At 65.0% G+C, this 13,855-nt stretch carries 13 protein-coding genes and 1 tRNA gene; 6 read left to right on the top strand and 8 right to left on the bottom strand.

What is annotated here, in order from left to right; all coding sequences use genetic code 11:
* Positions 1-110 precede the first annotated feature (110 nt).
* The 4 genes from thiC (at position 111) to C451_RS22175 (ending at position 2,884) form a co-directional block, all read left to right on the top strand.
* Positions 111-1,556 carry a phosphomethylpyrimidine synthase ThiC gene (thiC, locus tag C451_RS18610; RefSeq protein WP_007743027.1) on the top strand — a complete coding sequence of 482 codons (1,446 nt, stop codon included), beginning with the start codon at positions 111-113 and terminating at the stop codon, positions 1,554-1,556.
* 105 nt (positions 1,557-1,661) lie between these two features.
* Positions 1,662-2,195, top strand: a complete 534-nt coding sequence (locus C451_RS18605) for a cob(I)yrinic acid a,c-diamide adenosyltransferase (RefSeq protein ID WP_007743026.1) — start codon at positions 1,662-1,664, stop codon at positions 2,193-2,195.
* 40 nt (positions 2,196-2,235) lie between these two features.
* Positions 2,236-2,310 (top strand) — tRNA-Val (locus C451_RS18600).
* 238 nt (positions 2,311-2,548) lie between these two features.
* The gene (locus C451_RS22175) at positions 2,549-2,884 is read left to right on the top strand and encodes a hypothetical protein (protein WP_152420493.1); all 336 of its coding nucleotides are present in this window, start codon (positions 2,549-2,551) and stop codon (positions 2,882-2,884) included.
* A 101-nt stretch (positions 2,885-2,985) separates the two neighbouring features.
* Here the strand turns inward: C451_RS22175 and C451_RS18595 are convergent, their stop codons facing one another.
* The 5 genes from C451_RS18595 to C451_RS18575 are packed head-to-tail and all read right to left on the bottom strand — an operon-like array spanning position 2,986 to position 10,709.
* A complete protein-coding gene (locus C451_RS18595) occupies positions 2,986-4,641 on the bottom strand; it encodes an ATP-binding protein (RefSeq protein WP_007743025.1) in 1,656 nt (551 codons plus the stop codon).
* Positions 4,638-5,291: a hypothetical protein gene (locus C451_RS18590; RefSeq protein WP_007743024.1), complete on the bottom strand. Its 654-nt coding sequence runs from the start codon at positions 5,289-5,291 to the stop codon at positions 4,638-4,640. Before C451_RS18590 ends, C451_RS18595 begins: the two co-directional genes overlap by 4 nt.
* A gap of 29 nt (positions 5,292-5,320) precedes the next feature.
* Positions 5,321-6,550, bottom strand: a complete 1,230-nt coding sequence (locus C451_RS18585) for a DNA double-strand break repair nuclease NurA (RefSeq protein ID WP_007743023.1) — start codon at positions 6,548-6,550, stop codon at positions 5,321-5,323.
* Complete coding sequence (locus tag C451_RS18580) at positions 6,550-9,273, bottom strand: AAA family ATPase (protein WP_007743022.1); 2,724 nt, start codon at positions 9,271-9,273, stop codon at positions 6,550-6,552. The genes C451_RS18585 and C451_RS18580 overlap by 1 nt, the downstream gene beginning before the upstream one ends.
* Positions 9,270-10,709, bottom strand: coding sequence for a metallophosphoesterase family protein (locus C451_RS18575; protein ID WP_241431258.1), 1,440 nt, complete (start codon positions 10,707-10,709; stop codon positions 9,270-9,272). Before C451_RS18575 ends, C451_RS18580 begins: the two co-directional genes overlap by 4 nt.
* Positions 10,710-10,949: 240 nt before the next feature.
* Here C451_RS18575 and C451_RS18570 point away from each other — a divergent pair, with 240 nt between their 5' ends.
* On the top strand, positions 10,950-11,792 hold the full coding sequence (locus tag C451_RS18570; protein WP_007743018.1) for a translation initiation factor eIF-2B: 843 nt from the start codon (positions 10,950-10,952) through the stop codon (positions 11,790-11,792).
* On the opposite strand, the gene C451_RS18565 is transcribed toward C451_RS18570, so the two are convergent.
* Together C451_RS18565 and C451_RS18560 are read right to left on the bottom strand one after the other, a co-directional pair.
* Positions 11,793-11,993 (bottom strand): hypothetical protein, encoded by a 201-nt coding sequence (locus tag C451_RS18565; protein ID WP_007743016.1) that lies wholly within the window; start codon positions 11,991-11,993, stop codon positions 11,793-11,795.
* Between the two features lie 82 nt (positions 11,994-12,075).
* Positions 12,076-12,411 carry a hypothetical protein gene (locus C451_RS18560; RefSeq protein WP_007743014.1) on the bottom strand — a complete coding sequence of 112 codons (336 nt, stop codon included), beginning with the start codon at positions 12,409-12,411 and terminating at the stop codon, positions 12,076-12,078.
* A 92-nt stretch (positions 12,412-12,503) separates the two neighbouring features.
* Here C451_RS18560 and C451_RS18555 point away from each other — a divergent pair, with 92 nt between their 5' ends.
* Positions 12,504-13,418 carry an A/G-specific adenine glycosylase gene (locus C451_RS18555; protein ID WP_007743012.1) on the top strand — a complete coding sequence of 305 codons (915 nt, stop codon included), beginning with the start codon at positions 12,504-12,506 and terminating at the stop codon, positions 13,416-13,418.
* 31 nt (positions 13,419-13,449) lie between these two features.
* Here C451_RS18555 and C451_RS18550 read toward each other — a convergent pair whose 3' ends face one another.
* Positions 13,450-13,644 carry a DUF1328 family protein gene (locus C451_RS18550; RefSeq protein ID WP_007743003.1) on the bottom strand — a complete coding sequence of 65 codons (195 nt, stop codon included), beginning with the start codon at positions 13,642-13,644 and terminating at the stop codon, positions 13,450-13,452.
* Positions 13,645-13,855: the final 211 nt, after the last annotated feature.

Raw genomic sequence — 13,855 nt, 5'->3', positions numbered from 1 at the left:
GCTGACGTATAAACGTCCGTCGTCCTCACTCGGTCGATTGCTCCCGGGCCAGTATCGACCGTTGCCGCCGGTCGTCAACTTTATAATTCGGTAGTATAACTAGGTTATCGATGGCACAGACACAGCTCCAGTCCGCCCGCGAGGGTATCGTCACGCCGGCGATCGAGCGCGTCGCCGAGCGCGAGAACCGCGACCCCGAGTTCGTCCGCGAGCAGGTCGCGGCGGGCGAGGCGGTGATCCCCACGAACCACGCTCACGAGGGACTCGACCCGATGATCATCGGTCGCGAGTTCTCGACGAAGGTCAACGCCAACATCGGCAACAGCGAGACGACGAGCGATCGAATCGAAGAACTCCGCAAGCTCCACGCGGCGGTCCACTACGGCGCGGACACGGTGATGGATCTGAGCACCGGCGACGAACTCGACACGATCCGCGAGGCGAACGTCGAGCACTCGCCCGTGCCGATCGGGACGGTCCCGATCTACGAGGCGGTCAAGCGCGCCGAGAGCCCCGAGGAGATCACTCACGAACTCCTGCTCGACGTGATCGAAAAGCAGGCCGAGCAGGGCGTCGACTACATGACGATCCACGCTGGCGTCCTGATGGAACACCTCCCGCTGACCGACGGTCGGGTGACGGGGATCGTCTCGCGCGGCGGCTCGATTCTCGCCCAGTGGATGGAAGAGAACGCGATGCAGAACCCACTCTACACCGAGTTCGAGACGATCTGCGAGATTTTCGCCGAGCACGACGTCACGTTCAGCCTCGGCGATGGACTCCGACCGGGGAGCCTCGCGGACGCGAGCGACGAGGCCCAGTTCGCCGAGCTGGACACGCTCGGCGAGCTCACCCGAACCGCGTGGGATCACGGCGTCCAGGTGATGGTCGAGGGGCCGGGCCACGTGCCGATGGATCAGATCAGGGGCAACGTCGAGCGCCAACAGGAGGTCTGTGACGGCGCGCCGTTCTACGTGCTCGGGCCGCTCGTGACCGACGTCGCGCCGGGCTACGACCACATCACCAGCGCGATCGGCGCGACAGAGGCTGCCCGCGCGGGCGCGGCGATGCTCTGCTACGTCACCCCGAAGGAGCATCTCGGGTTGCCCGACGCCGAGGACGTCCGTGAGGGGCTCGCTGCCTATCGGATCGCGGCACACGCTGGCGACGTGGCGAACGGGCTGCCCGGCGCGCGCGACTGGGACGACGCGCTCTCGCGGGCCAGATACGATTTCGACTGGCGCGAGCAGTTCGACCTCGCGCTCGATCCCGATCGCGCCCGGGACTCGCACGACCAGACGCTGCCGGGTGACAACTACAAGGAGGCGCGCTTCTGCTCGATGTGCGGCATCGAGTTCTGCTCGATGCGGATCGACCAGGACGCCCGCGACGCCGACGGCGAGATGGACGCACTCGATACGGGTGTCGATCTCGACGCCTCGCCCGCCGCGGCGGTCAACCTCCCGCCGGTCGGCACCCACGACACGAGCGCCATCCCCGAACTCCCCGAGATCGACGCGGTGGCCCACGACGAGGGCGAACCCGCCGACGACTGACCCCCCCCCCTCTTTTCGCTCCATTCTCGCGGTGTGTGGACTGTCCGTTTGCGGTGGGATCGAAGTTCGACGGGGGTATAAGTCGCTGCCGGGCGCATGGTCGGTATGACGATCTACACGGGTCGTGGCGACGAGGGCCAGACGGATCTCCGGACGATGGATCGCGTCTCGAAGGCGAACCCCCGGATCGAAGCCTATGGCACCGTGGACGAGGTGAACGCCACGGTGGGGCGGGTCCGGCCGACGGGTCACGAGGACGTCGACGAGCAGCTCCGCGCGATCCAGAACCACCTCCACGTCGTGCAAGCCGATCTCGCCAACCCCGAGCCCGACGCGGACGACCCGCGGATGACTGCCGAGCGCGTCGAACAGCTGGAAGAGTGGATGGACGCCCACGACGAGGAGCTCGACCCTCTCCAGTCGTTCATCCTTCCGGGGGGTGGCGACAGCGGCGCGCGCCTCCATCACGCCAGAGCGGTCTGTCGGCGGGCCGAGCGCCGCGCGGTCGCGCTCGCGAGTGAGGAAGAGATCAACGAGCAGACCGTGACCTACCTGAATCGGCTCTCGGACGCCCTGTTCACCCTCGCGCGCGTGGTGAACCAGCGCGATGGAGTGAGCGAGGAAGCGCCCGACTACTGAAGGCAACGTTTATCTTTCGCGGTCGGAAACCGTGGGCACGGGGTCGGTGATCTAGGCCGGTTATGATACCTCCTTCACACGGAGGAAGTCGGCGGTTCAAATCCGCCCCGACCCACTTGAAACCTGAAACTTCAATCTAAACAAAACTATACACCCATGCTTAGGTAAGAATATTCGATATAATATCTATTGATTATTTTCCACTATATATGAGAAATATATTCGAAATATGACTGTTCGATGCGTATTACGAAACAACCGGTCGTCAAGACACAACTCGTGTGTTCCGGTTTTACTTTCACTATGGTCGGCGAAAACGTATATCCAATCCATTCGTTTGACTGCACAAGGTCATGATGGTTTTGTTCACCATTCCGTTCTCGGTTGCCAACATCGTTTTTCTTCTCACAACCATCATAACGTGGGCAGCAATTTCTGGAACACTTGAAGAAGAAAAGAACGTTGAGCTTTCTCCTGCTCAACAATTACTTACAGGGTTGCCACCAGCATTCACGTTTGGTTTCTCGTTGGTTTACTATCTCATACCTTCGGTATGGAAACTTGTTTTTGGAACGATACCAAACTGGGCATTTAGAGGTGCTTTCTGGGATGTAATGCAAGTCGTTGGTGCAATCATTTTCACTGCATCTGCTGTTTCATGGGTTTCGCTTGTCGAAGAAAACGAGTAGAGTCCATATAATACAGAATTATGTTGGGTCTATTGGAAAGAGCGGCGTTGAGACGAGCAACAGAATCAACCTATGGGAACCGCACGCCTCTAAGGCATCCCTCAAAGCGGTGTCTCGTCCACTTCCTCGTCAGATTCGTACGGATCGACCACACCACGATTCTGCTCTTCGTGCCACGACTCCCAGCTATCGCGCCACTCGCTGGTCGCATCGAGACTCTCGGCTCCGTGCTGCGTGTGGCGCTCACGAATCCGGGTCAGTACGGGTGTGTTCATCGCGTCGCCGGCGATGACGGCCTGGCCGGGCGTCAGCCCCGGAAGCTCATCGAGCACGTCTTCGCCGGCGCTCTCGACCGATTGGCGGATCGCCTGCTGGTCGTTCGGATTCTGGATCTGCATGATGATCTGCGTGCCACATTGGGAGAGCACGTCGGCGTCGAGCTTCGAGGGCCGCTGTGAGATGATGCCCACGCCGAAGCCGAACTTCCGACCTTCCGAGAGGATGGTCCGGAGAATCGGCAGCGAGCGGGCGCTGCCGTCCGGCGCAAAGCGATGGCCCTCCTCCAGCAGCGTAAAGAGCGGGAAGTCGAGATCGTCGCCGTCGCCGCGCATCGCGTCCTTGCGCGCCTCGTAGAGCTTACGCAGCAGCGCGGCGGCGAGCATCTGCTGGTCGTCCTCCGAGAGCCGGTTCAGCTGGAGCACCGTCACCTGACCCGGCGCGACGAGATCGGTGAGGTCGTTGCGCGCCGCACTGGCGAACAGATCGCGGTTGAGCGCACGATTGAGCCGCCACGCGAGCGCGCTGGCGGTTCCGTGATCGCCCTCGTCGAGCGCCTCGCACTTGCTGATGATATCTCGAACGCCGATCTCGTTCGATTCCTTCTGGAGCTCTCGCCACGCCCTGTCGAGCAGCTCCTTCATCCGCTCGCTCGGCTCGTCGAGCAACGCGAGCAGATCGCCGTAGTTCAGGTCGGGGATCGCCACGGTGATCTCGTCGGGCGTGACGACGTTGACCTCCGGTGTGTACGCCCCATCCTGGAATACCGAGGCATGTTCGTCCTTTCGCATCCCGTCGAGCGTGTCGTACTCGCCGTGCGGGTCGAAGACGCACATCGCGGCCCGCGACTGCGGGCGCAGCATCTCCTCGATGACGACGCTCGCGGTGTAGGATTTCCCGCTGCCCGTCGAGGCGAGCACCGCGAGGTGGGTCGCGGCGAACGCATCGATCGGCATGAAGACGTTCGCAGCCTTCGTCTCGCGGTTGAGCAGCCAGCCGACGTGGGCGGTAGCGCTCTCGCTCTCCCAGTCCGCGGCCGGAAGCACCGCCTCCAGGAATTCGTCGCTCGCGAGCGCGACGCGCGAACCGGGATCGGGCAACGAGCGCGGGTTGGCGAAGGTCTCCATCTCCGTATCGAAGTAGCCGACGACGCGCGCGCTCACGCGATCGATCTCGACGTCGCCGCTCGGCACGCCGAGCGCGTCGGCGACGGCCTCCGGTTCCACACCCGGGTCAGCGAGGAACTCGCCGGGAAGTCCGCGCTCCTGCTCGGCGTTCGTCACCCGGGCGAGCACGTCACAGGAGTCGCCCTCGACGGTCGTCTCGTAGACGACGAACTCCCCCGTCCGGACATCGACGGCATCCGGTGCGACGAACACGAACTCGTCGGCGCGCTCGCCGGGCTCGGCCACCGTGCCGACCACCGTCTCGGAGGCAGCATCCATCCCGCGGCCAGTGGGCGGCTCGGGCACGTCGCTCATCGCACCACCCCGCGGTCGGTACTGGCTTCCCAGCGGACCTTCCGCTCGATCACGTCGAGCATCGCTTCCCGATCGGTCTCCGCGCGCAGTCGCTCGATCAACGAGAGCGTCACCTCCGCTCCGAACCGCTCGGCGGCGGTGATGAGCCGGTCGTAGTAGCGCAGCGCGAGCTGCCCGTCGGGCTGGTGGAATCGCCGGAAGCCAGCGCCAGAGAGCTTCGACACCGAATCGTCGATGTCGAGCGTCCATCGCGGCAGTTCCTGTGACACGGACGCGAACTCCTGCCCTCCCTCCGCGGGCGCGAGCTCGGCGAATCCGAGCAGCGCGATGCCGAGCAGCGTCTGTTTCTCGTCGACGTAGCCGGGAACGAACAGTTCCTGATCCGGCGTCGAGAGCCGCGGTCCGTCGCGCCCCTGATCGGGGTTGACGAGCCGCGATTCGTAGACGACGCCGACGAGCGCGCGTTCCTCGCCGCGCACCGTCGTCGTGATATACACTGGCTGACCGAACTCGTAGTCCTGTTTTTCTGGCACGGACGCCTTGTCGTGGTCGCGGTACACCTCGGCGACGTAGTCCATCTGGCCGTTCGATTCGACGATGCTCGCGATCGTGAGGTCATCGTCGCCGATGACCGGTTCGTGGTCCGTCATAGCTGTCTGATCTCCATCGATCTCGCCACTCATCGGCGCCGTCGCTCCTTGCTGAGCGTCTTCGCGTCCCAGTCGATCGGCAGTCCCTCCTCGTCGGCGAACTCCTGGACGAGCGCGAGGAATCGCTCCTTCGCACCGGTGTCCAGAACGGCGTTGGCGTCGGCCTGCTGGAGGATCTCGGGATAGCCGCGCCCAACGCCGGTCTCGGCGCGAACGACGTCGAGCACGTGGTCGACGAGGCCCGCATCCTGAATCCACTCCGGAAATTCGAGGTAGTCCATCGCGTCACCACCCGGTACATCGAGATACGTGAACAGCACTTCCTCGGCGAAACCGTACTCCGTGCCCTCGTAGGTCGTCGCCAGTTCGTCGACGGTCTCGCCCCAGCGGTTGGCGAACGCCAGTGACCGATCGCCCCAGTTCTCTGTGAACCCGTCGAGAATTCGCGCGTCGGCGATCAACGGCTCGTCACCGAGGCGCTCGCTGTAGGCCTGCTGGAGCATTTTCGCGAGGTTCGTCCGCTTGGTGCCGGCGGTGTAGCCGACGACCGGCACCTCGTGGTGCTCGCTCGCCGCCAACACCCGCGCCATCGTCTCGCGATAGTACTCGTCTCGCACGTCGGGCGCGTACGTGTTGGCAAAGAGTGGAACGAGCGGCCCATCGTAGACGACGACCGGCGTCGGATCGCGGTCGGCAAACTGCCGGATACACTCGACGACCGCACGGCCTTCCGCACGGTAGCGCTCGTGACCCGGTACGCGGCCGTCGACGTAGCGCATGCCGCCCTCCTCCACCTCTTCAGTCACCGTCCGCGGACCGAGCACGTGGCTGGACACGTCGCCATCGTAGTCGCCATCGGGATCGTGATGGTTTGCCGTCCACGCGACCTGAACGAGGCCGAACGGAACGGTGAACTCCTCCGTCGGACCGATCTCGGAGCCGTCGGCGGCGATCGTCGTCATCCCTTCCAACTCTTCTTTCGCGAACCGGTTGACGGCCTCGTGACTCTCCCACGATGCCGATCGCTCGAACTCCGCCACTGGTTCGTCGGACTCGTCCCACTCGTCGGTCGGGGCCGCGCCGGGCTGGGGATGAGGCCCGATCTCCGTGGCAAGTCGGTCGGCGTCGTAGTCGGCGAGTGCATCACGGAGCGTGTCGCGATAGCTCGCCACGACGTGTTCGTCGTCACCGGCGTACTCCCGGATTTCCTCGGTGAAGTTCTGGAGCTCGTTCGCGACTTCGCCGGGATAGAACGGCATCAGTCGCTCACCACCCGTGTCATCTCCCGATCCTCGTCCTTTTCGAGCTCGATCGCCCGCTCGGTCATCGACTCGAAGGTCCGGTCGTGGCTGACGACGAGCAGCTGGTTCAGCCGATCGAACTCCTCCAGCTGATCGACGAGGTTCCGTTTCTTGTGCTCGTCGAGGTTCGCGGTCGGCTCGTCCAGAAACGCCATCCCGACCGCGGCGAGTCGTTCGAGGATCGCGAGGCGCACCGACAGCGCGGCGGCCATCTTCTCGCCACCGGAGAGCGTGTCGAACGGCTTGTTCTGCCCGCGCACACGAACCCGGAGGTTGTACGTCCGATCCCAGACCAGCGTCTCTGTCGGGGCGGCGCGCAGCGCCTGATAGATGTCGTTCGCCCGGTCGCCGATCTCGCTCGTCGTGAGATCGCGCAGGTCCTCGGCACCCTGCTGGAGGCTGTCGCGCGCCCAGCGGGCGAACTCACGATCGCGTTCGAGCTCGGTCATCTCCGCCTCCAGCGCCGCCTTCCGCTCGCGTTTCGCTTCGAGCTCGTCCAGGCGCTCTCGCGCGTCCGTGAGATCCTCTTCCCTGTCCTCGCGCTGCTGTTCGCGCTTGGCACGAGTCGTCTTCCGTTCGCTCAGTTCCTCCTCGATCTCGTCGAGTCGCGCCGCGTCGAACGCCTCGTCGAGCTCCGTAACCCGCTGGTCGACTTCTTTTCGCTCGGCGCGCAGCCGCGCCAGCGCCTCACCTTCTTCGTCGACCGCCGCCTGACGCTCGTCGAGGCTCTCGGCGACGGGTTCGTGCTGGATGTAGGTCCGGTAAGCGTCCTCGGTTGTGGCGATCGTCTCCTTCGTCGTCTCGATCTCACGGTCGAGCCCGTCGAACTCGCCCAATTCGTCACCGAGTTCCCGGTAAGCGACGAGTCGCTCGCCGAGATCGCTGCGCGCTTCACGGAGGGTCGCCTCTACCCCGTCGGCGCTCTCGATCGTCGCCTTCGCGGTGTGGTATTGTTCGGCCACGCCGTCGAGTTCGGCCACTGTCTCGCGTTTGTCCGGCAGTTCGTCGAGCCGTTCGTCGAGCTCGTCGCGCTCGGCCACGTACTCGCTCTTTTCGGCCTCCAGCTCGGCGACCTCTTCCTCGATCGAGTCGTGCTCGCGTTCGAGCTGTGGAATCCGATCGGTCGCCGCCTTCGCCTCCCGAGCGGCCTCGATACGCTCCTCGGCGGCCTCGATCTCTTCTTCGATCGCGGGCAGTCGTTCCTCAGTAAGTTCCTCGATGCGCTCGCGGTTGCGCTCTAGGACGCTCTCGCGGTGGTCCGCAGTCACGGGCTGATCGCAGGTCGGACACGAGACCGCCGACTTGCCACCGATCTCGATGGCTTGCAGCTCCTCGTTCTGTTCGCGGAGTTCCTCTCGCTCGGCTTGCAGGGACTTCCGCTCGGCGAGCAGGTTCTGTCGTTCGTCCTGGCGCGCGGCGAGCGTCTCTGCCTCGTCGCGTTGCGCTTCGGCCTCCTCGATCTCCGCTTCGAGCTCCGTGGCTTCGGCGCGCAGTTCCTCGATCTCGTCGTCGACGTCTCTGAGTTCACTCTCGATTTCGTCACGGCGCTCGGCATCATCCTCCAGCTGTGAGATCTCGTCCTGTAGCGCCTCGTAGCGCTCCTTTTCGGGTTCGAGCTCGCGCACTCGCTCGCGTGCTGTTTCAGCCGCATGGAGGTCGTCCTTCGAGCTGGCGACCCGATGTTTGAGCAGGTCGATCTCGCCGCCGAGATCGGTGCGCTCGTCGTCGATCTCGTCGCGTTCGGCCCGTCGTTCTTCCAGTTCGTCGAGGCGTTCCTGTGCGCTCTCGTGGCGTTCGTACTCCTCGCGAACCGCCGCGAGCGTCTCGCCGGCCGTTCGCGCCTCGTCACGGTGCTCTTTGGCCGTTTGGAGGCTCTCTTCCTGGGCCGGGATCTTCGTCTCTTCGAGCGTCGCCAGCTCCTGTTCGGCGTCGTCGAGTTCGTCCTCGATCCCTTCGAGCCGCTCGTGCTCTTCGTCGAGTTCCTCGATCGCCCCCGACAGCGCCTCGATCTCGTCGGCTAGCTCCGCGATGGTCGCCTCGTGCTCCTCGACGCGTTCCTCGACGTCGGGAAGCTCCTCCAGTCTAGCGTCGAGACCGATTATCTCGTCACGATGGTCCTGGATGTCGTCGTCGAACTCCTCGTCGAGCCCGCCGAGTGATTTGTAGGCCTCGCGATAGCGCTCGATGTCGAACAGCGGATCGAACGTGTCGATGCGCTCGGTCTCGGTTTTCGTAAAGTCTGCGAGGAAATCCGTCTGAGCGACGCCGACGCTTCGCTCCCACACCTCCGAGAGATCGCCGGGATCGTCGACGCCGAGCTGCCCGCAGAGCCAGCCCTTGATCTCGCTCGTTCCGTCGAGCGAGAGGTTGTCGCCGCTCCCGTCGAGCACCTCGTACTTCGACCGGCCGGCCCACCGACGGACCGTGTACTGCGCGTCGCTCGTCCGGTTCGTGAACGTCACGCCGATCATGCCTGAGGATTCGCCCTCGCGCACGAGCCGGTCCTGCTTGCTGAACGGGTGGCTGTCGAACAGCGCGTAGCCGACGGCCTCCTGAATCGTGCTCTTGCCGGCCCCGTTGTCGCCGAGGATCGCCGTCACGCCCTCGCCGAGATCGACGGTGGTCTTCTCGCCGTAACTCTTGATCCCGTCGAGTGTCACCGACTCGATGACGATGCTCATTCGTCACCCCGTGCGTCGAGCGTCTGCTGGCTCGTCCGTCCCTCGGTCGGTTCGTCGTTCATCGGTCTGTCCTCGTCGTCCGCCTCCCCTGCGCCGTCGGGGAACAGTTCGCGTCGGCGTTCGCCGAGATAGTCGGCGACCTCGCTCACGCCCTGCTCGTCCTCGGTGACGAGCCCTTCGAGCTCGTCGAGCGTCCGGGCCACGGCCTCGGTTTCGGCGCTGTAACGCGATTCGCCCGCGATGGTGTCGAACACCCGTTCCTGAAGTACGTCGGTATTGACGGTGCCGTCGGCGTCGAAGGCCTCGTCGCGCTCGATGTCGCCGAGCAGCTCCGCGATCGCCTTGCGCTCGGTGTTGTTCGTCGGCTGGACGTGCAGTGCGTCGAGCCGGTCGACGGCGAGCGCCCGCAGCGCCTCGACGTCGAAACTCCCGTGATCGAGGAGCAGCGTGCCGACGAATCTGACGTTCACGACCGGTGCGCGACGGTCGCCGTTGCCCTTGCGATGGATATCACGCTCACAGGTCCGCTCGACTGCCGCGCGCTCGTCGTCGAGCGCGTCCGCGAACTCGCCGCGGAGATCCTCAAACGTCCGATAGCCCGAGACGTCGAAGGTCATCGTGTGGTACGGCCGGCGCTTCGAGAGGTGATGCTCGGCGGTCCCGTCTGCAGTGTCGAAGACGTAGTAGCCGTGGCTCTCGTCCCACCGGCCTTCCTGAATGTCGAGCGCTTCGAGACTACCCGGATTTCGCCCGACGTCGCCGGTCTCGTACCGTTTGTGGATGTGGCCGAGCGCGAGGTAGTCGACGTGCTCCTCGATCGGCGTCAGCCACGCTCGCTTGACGGTCGCGCCGAGATCCGGCACTGCGTCGTCGACGCCGAAGTGGGCGAGCAGCACCGTCGTATCGGCCGGTCCCTCGCGCTCGTCGGTTGCCCGAATCCCCTCGGCGATCTTCGGGAGGTCGGTCTCGATGTACGCGCCGCGGTAGGGCACGCCGAAACAGCGCACCGTCTCCCCATCGTCCTCGATATCGACGAACCCACCGCCGCCCCGCCGTGGGTCGTCGGGGTCGGTCCGGACGAACACCGGATCGTCACCCGGATCGCCGGACAGCAGCGTGATGAGACCGGTGTCGTTGAGATACTGCAGCCACGTCAGTTCCCGGCGAGCACCCATGCTCTGGTCGTGGTTGCCGGGCGAGACGATCACCGGAACGTCGACGTCGGCGAGGACGGACTCGGCCTCGCTGAGTGTCTTCGGGCTCACGTCCCTGGAATCGAAGAGATCGCCCGGGAGAAGGATGGCGGTCACGTCGTGCTCGCGAGCCTTCCCGAGAAAGTGCTCGAAGGCGAGTTTGACGTCCGCCTCGCGCTGCTCGTGACCGTACTGTCTGTGGCCGAGATGGACGTCGGCGACGTGTGCGAGCCGCACGCTCACCACCCCGGCTCACGCGGGACTGTGCGACCGACCGAACGATGCGACGTGAAGGGCGGGCGAAGCGACACGATACAGGAACTCGCCACGCGACGACGCATAAATCTGAGCAAAGCGGAGCGAAAGTGGAACTGATGATCGCCCGACGGCGTTCGTGGTGGCGGGCGCGGGCGTCGTCGGAAGCGAGCGGCGACTGCACGGTGGGCCGGAACGGTTTTGCCGCGGGCGCGAGAGGGAGGCCGTATGATAGACGAGACGGTCGAGGAGATCCGCGAGATGCAGACCCACAGCTCCTCGGTGGTCGCCGTCAAAGCCGCCCGCGCGCTCGAATCGCTCACCGAGCGCGAGTTCCGGAGTCTCGACGACTATCTCCGAGACGTCGAGCGCAACTCGACGGCGCTCCGACAGGCCAACCCCTCCCACGCCTCCCTCCAGAACACCCAGCGCGAGATCGTCGCCGCGCTCGACGAGGAGTTCCCGGACATCAAGGCGGCCAAGGCCCGCACGCGGGAGGCGGCCAGGAACGTGATCGAGCGCGTCGAGATGGCCAAACGCCGGGCGGCCGAGTACGGCGCGATGGCGCTCGACGACGGGATGACGGTGCTCACGCACGACTACTCCTCGACGGTGCTCGAAGCGATCGAACTCGCCGGGCGCGAGGGGGCCGAACTCACCGTCTACGTGACCGAGGCGCGACCGCGCTATCTCGGGCGCAAGAGCGCGCGCACGCTCGCGGCGATCGACCGTGTCGAGACACACCTCGTCGTCGACAGCGCCTGCGGCCACTTCCTCCCCGAGTGCGATCGCGTGCTCATGGGGATGGACTGTATCGTCGGCGAGACCCTCTACAACCGCATCGGCAGCCTCCCGATCGCCGCGACCGCCGCCGAGACCGACACGCCAGTGACGGTCGTCGGCTCCGGTGCGAAGATCATCGACGACGGGTTCGTCTTCGAGAACGAGTTCCGATCGAGTAGCGAAGTGATGCGCGAACCCGCCGAGGGGTTCTGGATCGAGAACCCGGCCTACGACGCGACGCCGCTCTCGCTCGTCGATTCGGTCATCACCGACGAAGGCATGCGCTGACTACGCGTAGACGACTTCTCGGGGGCGGTTCGCGATCGTCGCACCACAGTCGGGACAGCGGTAGACGACCCGATCCGGGTCGTCCTCGGCGGGTTTGACCCGCCAGTCGCCGTCGATCGGACTGGCGTGACCGCACGTGGGACAGAAGAGCGTGCCCTTGCGCGGTGCGCCGCTGGTCGTGGATCGTCGTGCTGTTCTCATCGGTTTCGGCTACGGGCGCGAGAGCAATAGTACTGGCGGCTGACGGTGGTTAATGGTGTTCGTTCCCGATCGATAGTGAGGGTCAGTACTGATAGCGGCGGACGTCGTCCTGGCTCTGGGATTGTCCCTGCATCTCCATCTCGCCGGTCATCTCGTCGAACGTCATCCCCGAGAGATACTCGTCGTAGGTCACGTCGTAGCCACTCCGGAGGTGGAAGTCGAGCCGGCCGGTCTCGACACTCGTCTGAAAGAGCATGTGGACCGCTCGCCGGAGCAGTTCGTCGGTCTCCTCCGGACCGAGCGCGCAGGTGAGCAGCGCGAGCTCGTTGCGCGTCTCGCGGTCGAGACTCATCCCCACCTCGTCGCCGAGATCAGCGTAGCGCGATTCGACGTCGGCGGAGAGATCGTCGAGACTCATGGCCGGTCTGGGTCTGCCGCCCGCAAACCGCTTTCGGGTCGTTCCCCGTCGAACCGCCACGCGTATGACGTCCACGGCCGAACGAACGACGGATGAGCGAGTCCGCGTTCTCGTTGCCGGACGACCCCGATACCGTCCGCCGTGCGCTCGTCGAGTGGTACGAGGCGGACCACCGCGGGTTCCCGTGGCGCGAGACGACCGATCCCTACGAGATCCTCGTCTCGGAGGTGATGAGCCAGCAGACCCAGCTCGAACGGGTCGTCGAGGCGTTCGACGGGTTCGTCGAGCGCTGGCCCGACGCCGAGCGCCTCGCGGCCGCCGATCGCTCGGCCGTGGTCGGTTTCTGGAGCGATCACAGCCTCGGCTACAACAATCGGGCGCGCTATCTCCACGAGGCCGCCGGACAGGTGACGACCGAGTTCGACGGCGAGTTCCCAGAGACGCCCGACGAACTCCAGGAGCTCCAGGGCGTCGGTCCCTACACCGCGAACGCGGTGGCGAGCTTCGCCTTCAACAACGGGAACGCGGTCGTCGATACGAACGTCAAGCGCGTGCTCCACCGAGCGTTCGACGTCCCGGACGACGATGACATCTTCGCGGATGCCGCCGGAGAACTGATGCCCGCCGGCGAGTCCCGAACCTGGAACAACGCGATCATGGAGCTGGGCGGTGTGGCGTGTACGAAAACGCCCGCCTGCGACGACGCCGAGTGCCCGTGGCGCGCGTGGTGTGACGCCTACGCGACCGGCGATTTCAGCGCGCCGGACGTGCCCACCCAGTCGCCGTTCGAGGGGAGTCGGCGGCAGTTCCGGGGGCGCGTCGTCCGGATTCTCGGCGAGTACGACGAGCTGGCGCTCCCGGAACTCGGCCCGAGAGTCCGTGTCGACTACACGGCCGACGGCGAGCACGGCCGCGAATGGCTACGGGAACTGCTCGCCGATCTCGAAGACGACGGGCTAGTCGTGGTCGATACCGACGGCGAGACGACCGTCAGACTACAACGCTGACGATCGTCGGAAACAGGGTCGCTCGTCCGCTTCAGAGGATGAGCGAGATGATGGCGAGAATGACGAAGATGATGATGAGGATGCGGGCGATTCCGGCCGATAGCCCCGCGATGCCCTGTGCACCGGCGAGGTAGGCGACGATCGCGAGGACGATGAAGACGACTGCTAGATAGAGGAAGTCGCCGGAGAACTGTAGCGCCGCTCCGGTAAGGGCGAGCGGGTTCATCGGAACGCTCCGACGGCCGCGGTCAGTCGGTGGCGATGACGATTGGAGGCTGTTTCGAACATCACGTCCAGTGATAGTCGGATCCGTCCCTCACGGTGTGGCTTGCAGAAGACGGGTCGTTAAATCGTGGGCGGGGAGAGCACTGGCAAGCAGGCGGTCCTGGCGGCGGGTTTCGAAGGCCTTAACAGCGATTGCCCGGAAGGATCGGTAA

The sequence above is a fragment of the Halococcus thailandensis JCM 13552 genome (assembly GCF_000336715.1).
Classification (GTDB): Archaea; Halobacteriota; Halobacteria; order Halobacteriales; family Halococcaceae; genus Halococcus; species Halococcus thailandensis.
The sequence above is the reverse complement of the archived record's forward strand: the minus strand, read 5'-3'. Positions and strand labels throughout refer to the sequence as shown.

Bases quoted from the DNA above. Each gene is read 5' to 3' on its own strand.
- C451_RS22175 (WP_152420493.1), top strand. From the start codon at position 2,549: ATGATGGTTTTGTTCACCATTCCGTTCTCGGTTGCCAACATCGTTTTT.
- C451_RS18560 (WP_007743014.1), bottom strand. From the start codon at position 12,411: ATGAGTCTCGACGATCTCTCCGCCGACGTCGAATCGCGCTACGCTGAT.
- C451_RS18590 (WP_007743024.1), bottom strand. From the start codon at position 5,291: ATGACGGACCACGAACCGGTCATCGGCGACGATGACCTCACGATCGCG.
- C451_RS18550 (WP_007743003.1), bottom strand. From the start codon at position 13,644: ATGAACCCGCTCGCCCTTACCGGAGCGGCGCTACAGTTCTCCGGCGAC.
- C451_RS18555 (WP_007743012.1), top strand. From the start codon at position 12,504: ATGAGCGAGTCCGCGTTCTCGTTGCCGGACGACCCCGATACCGTCCGC.
- C451_RS18585 (WP_007743023.1), bottom strand. From the start codon at position 6,550: ATGCCGTTCTATCCCGGCGAAGTCGCGAACGAGCTCCAGAACTTCACC.
- C451_RS18565 (WP_007743016.1), bottom strand. From the start codon at position 11,993: ATGAGAACAGCACGACGATCCACGACCAGCGGCGCACCGCGCAAGGGC.
- C451_RS18595 (WP_007743025.1), bottom strand. From the start codon at position 4,641: ATGAGCGACGTGCCCGAGCCGCCCACTGGCCGCGGGATGGATGCTGCC.
- C451_RS18605 (WP_007743026.1), top strand. From the start codon at position 1,662: ATGACGATCTACACGGGTCGTGGCGACGAGGGCCAGACGGATCTCCGG.
- C451_RS18580 (WP_007743022.1), bottom strand. From the start codon at position 9,273: ATGAGCATCGTCATCGAGTCGGTGACACTCGACGGGATCAAGAGTTAC.
- C451_RS18570 (WP_007743018.1), top strand. From the start codon at position 10,950: ATGATAGACGAGACGGTCGAGGAGATCCGCGAGATGCAGACCCACAGC.
- thiC (WP_007743027.1), top strand. From the start codon at position 111: ATGGCACAGACACAGCTCCAGTCCGCCCGCGAGGGTATCGTCACGCCG.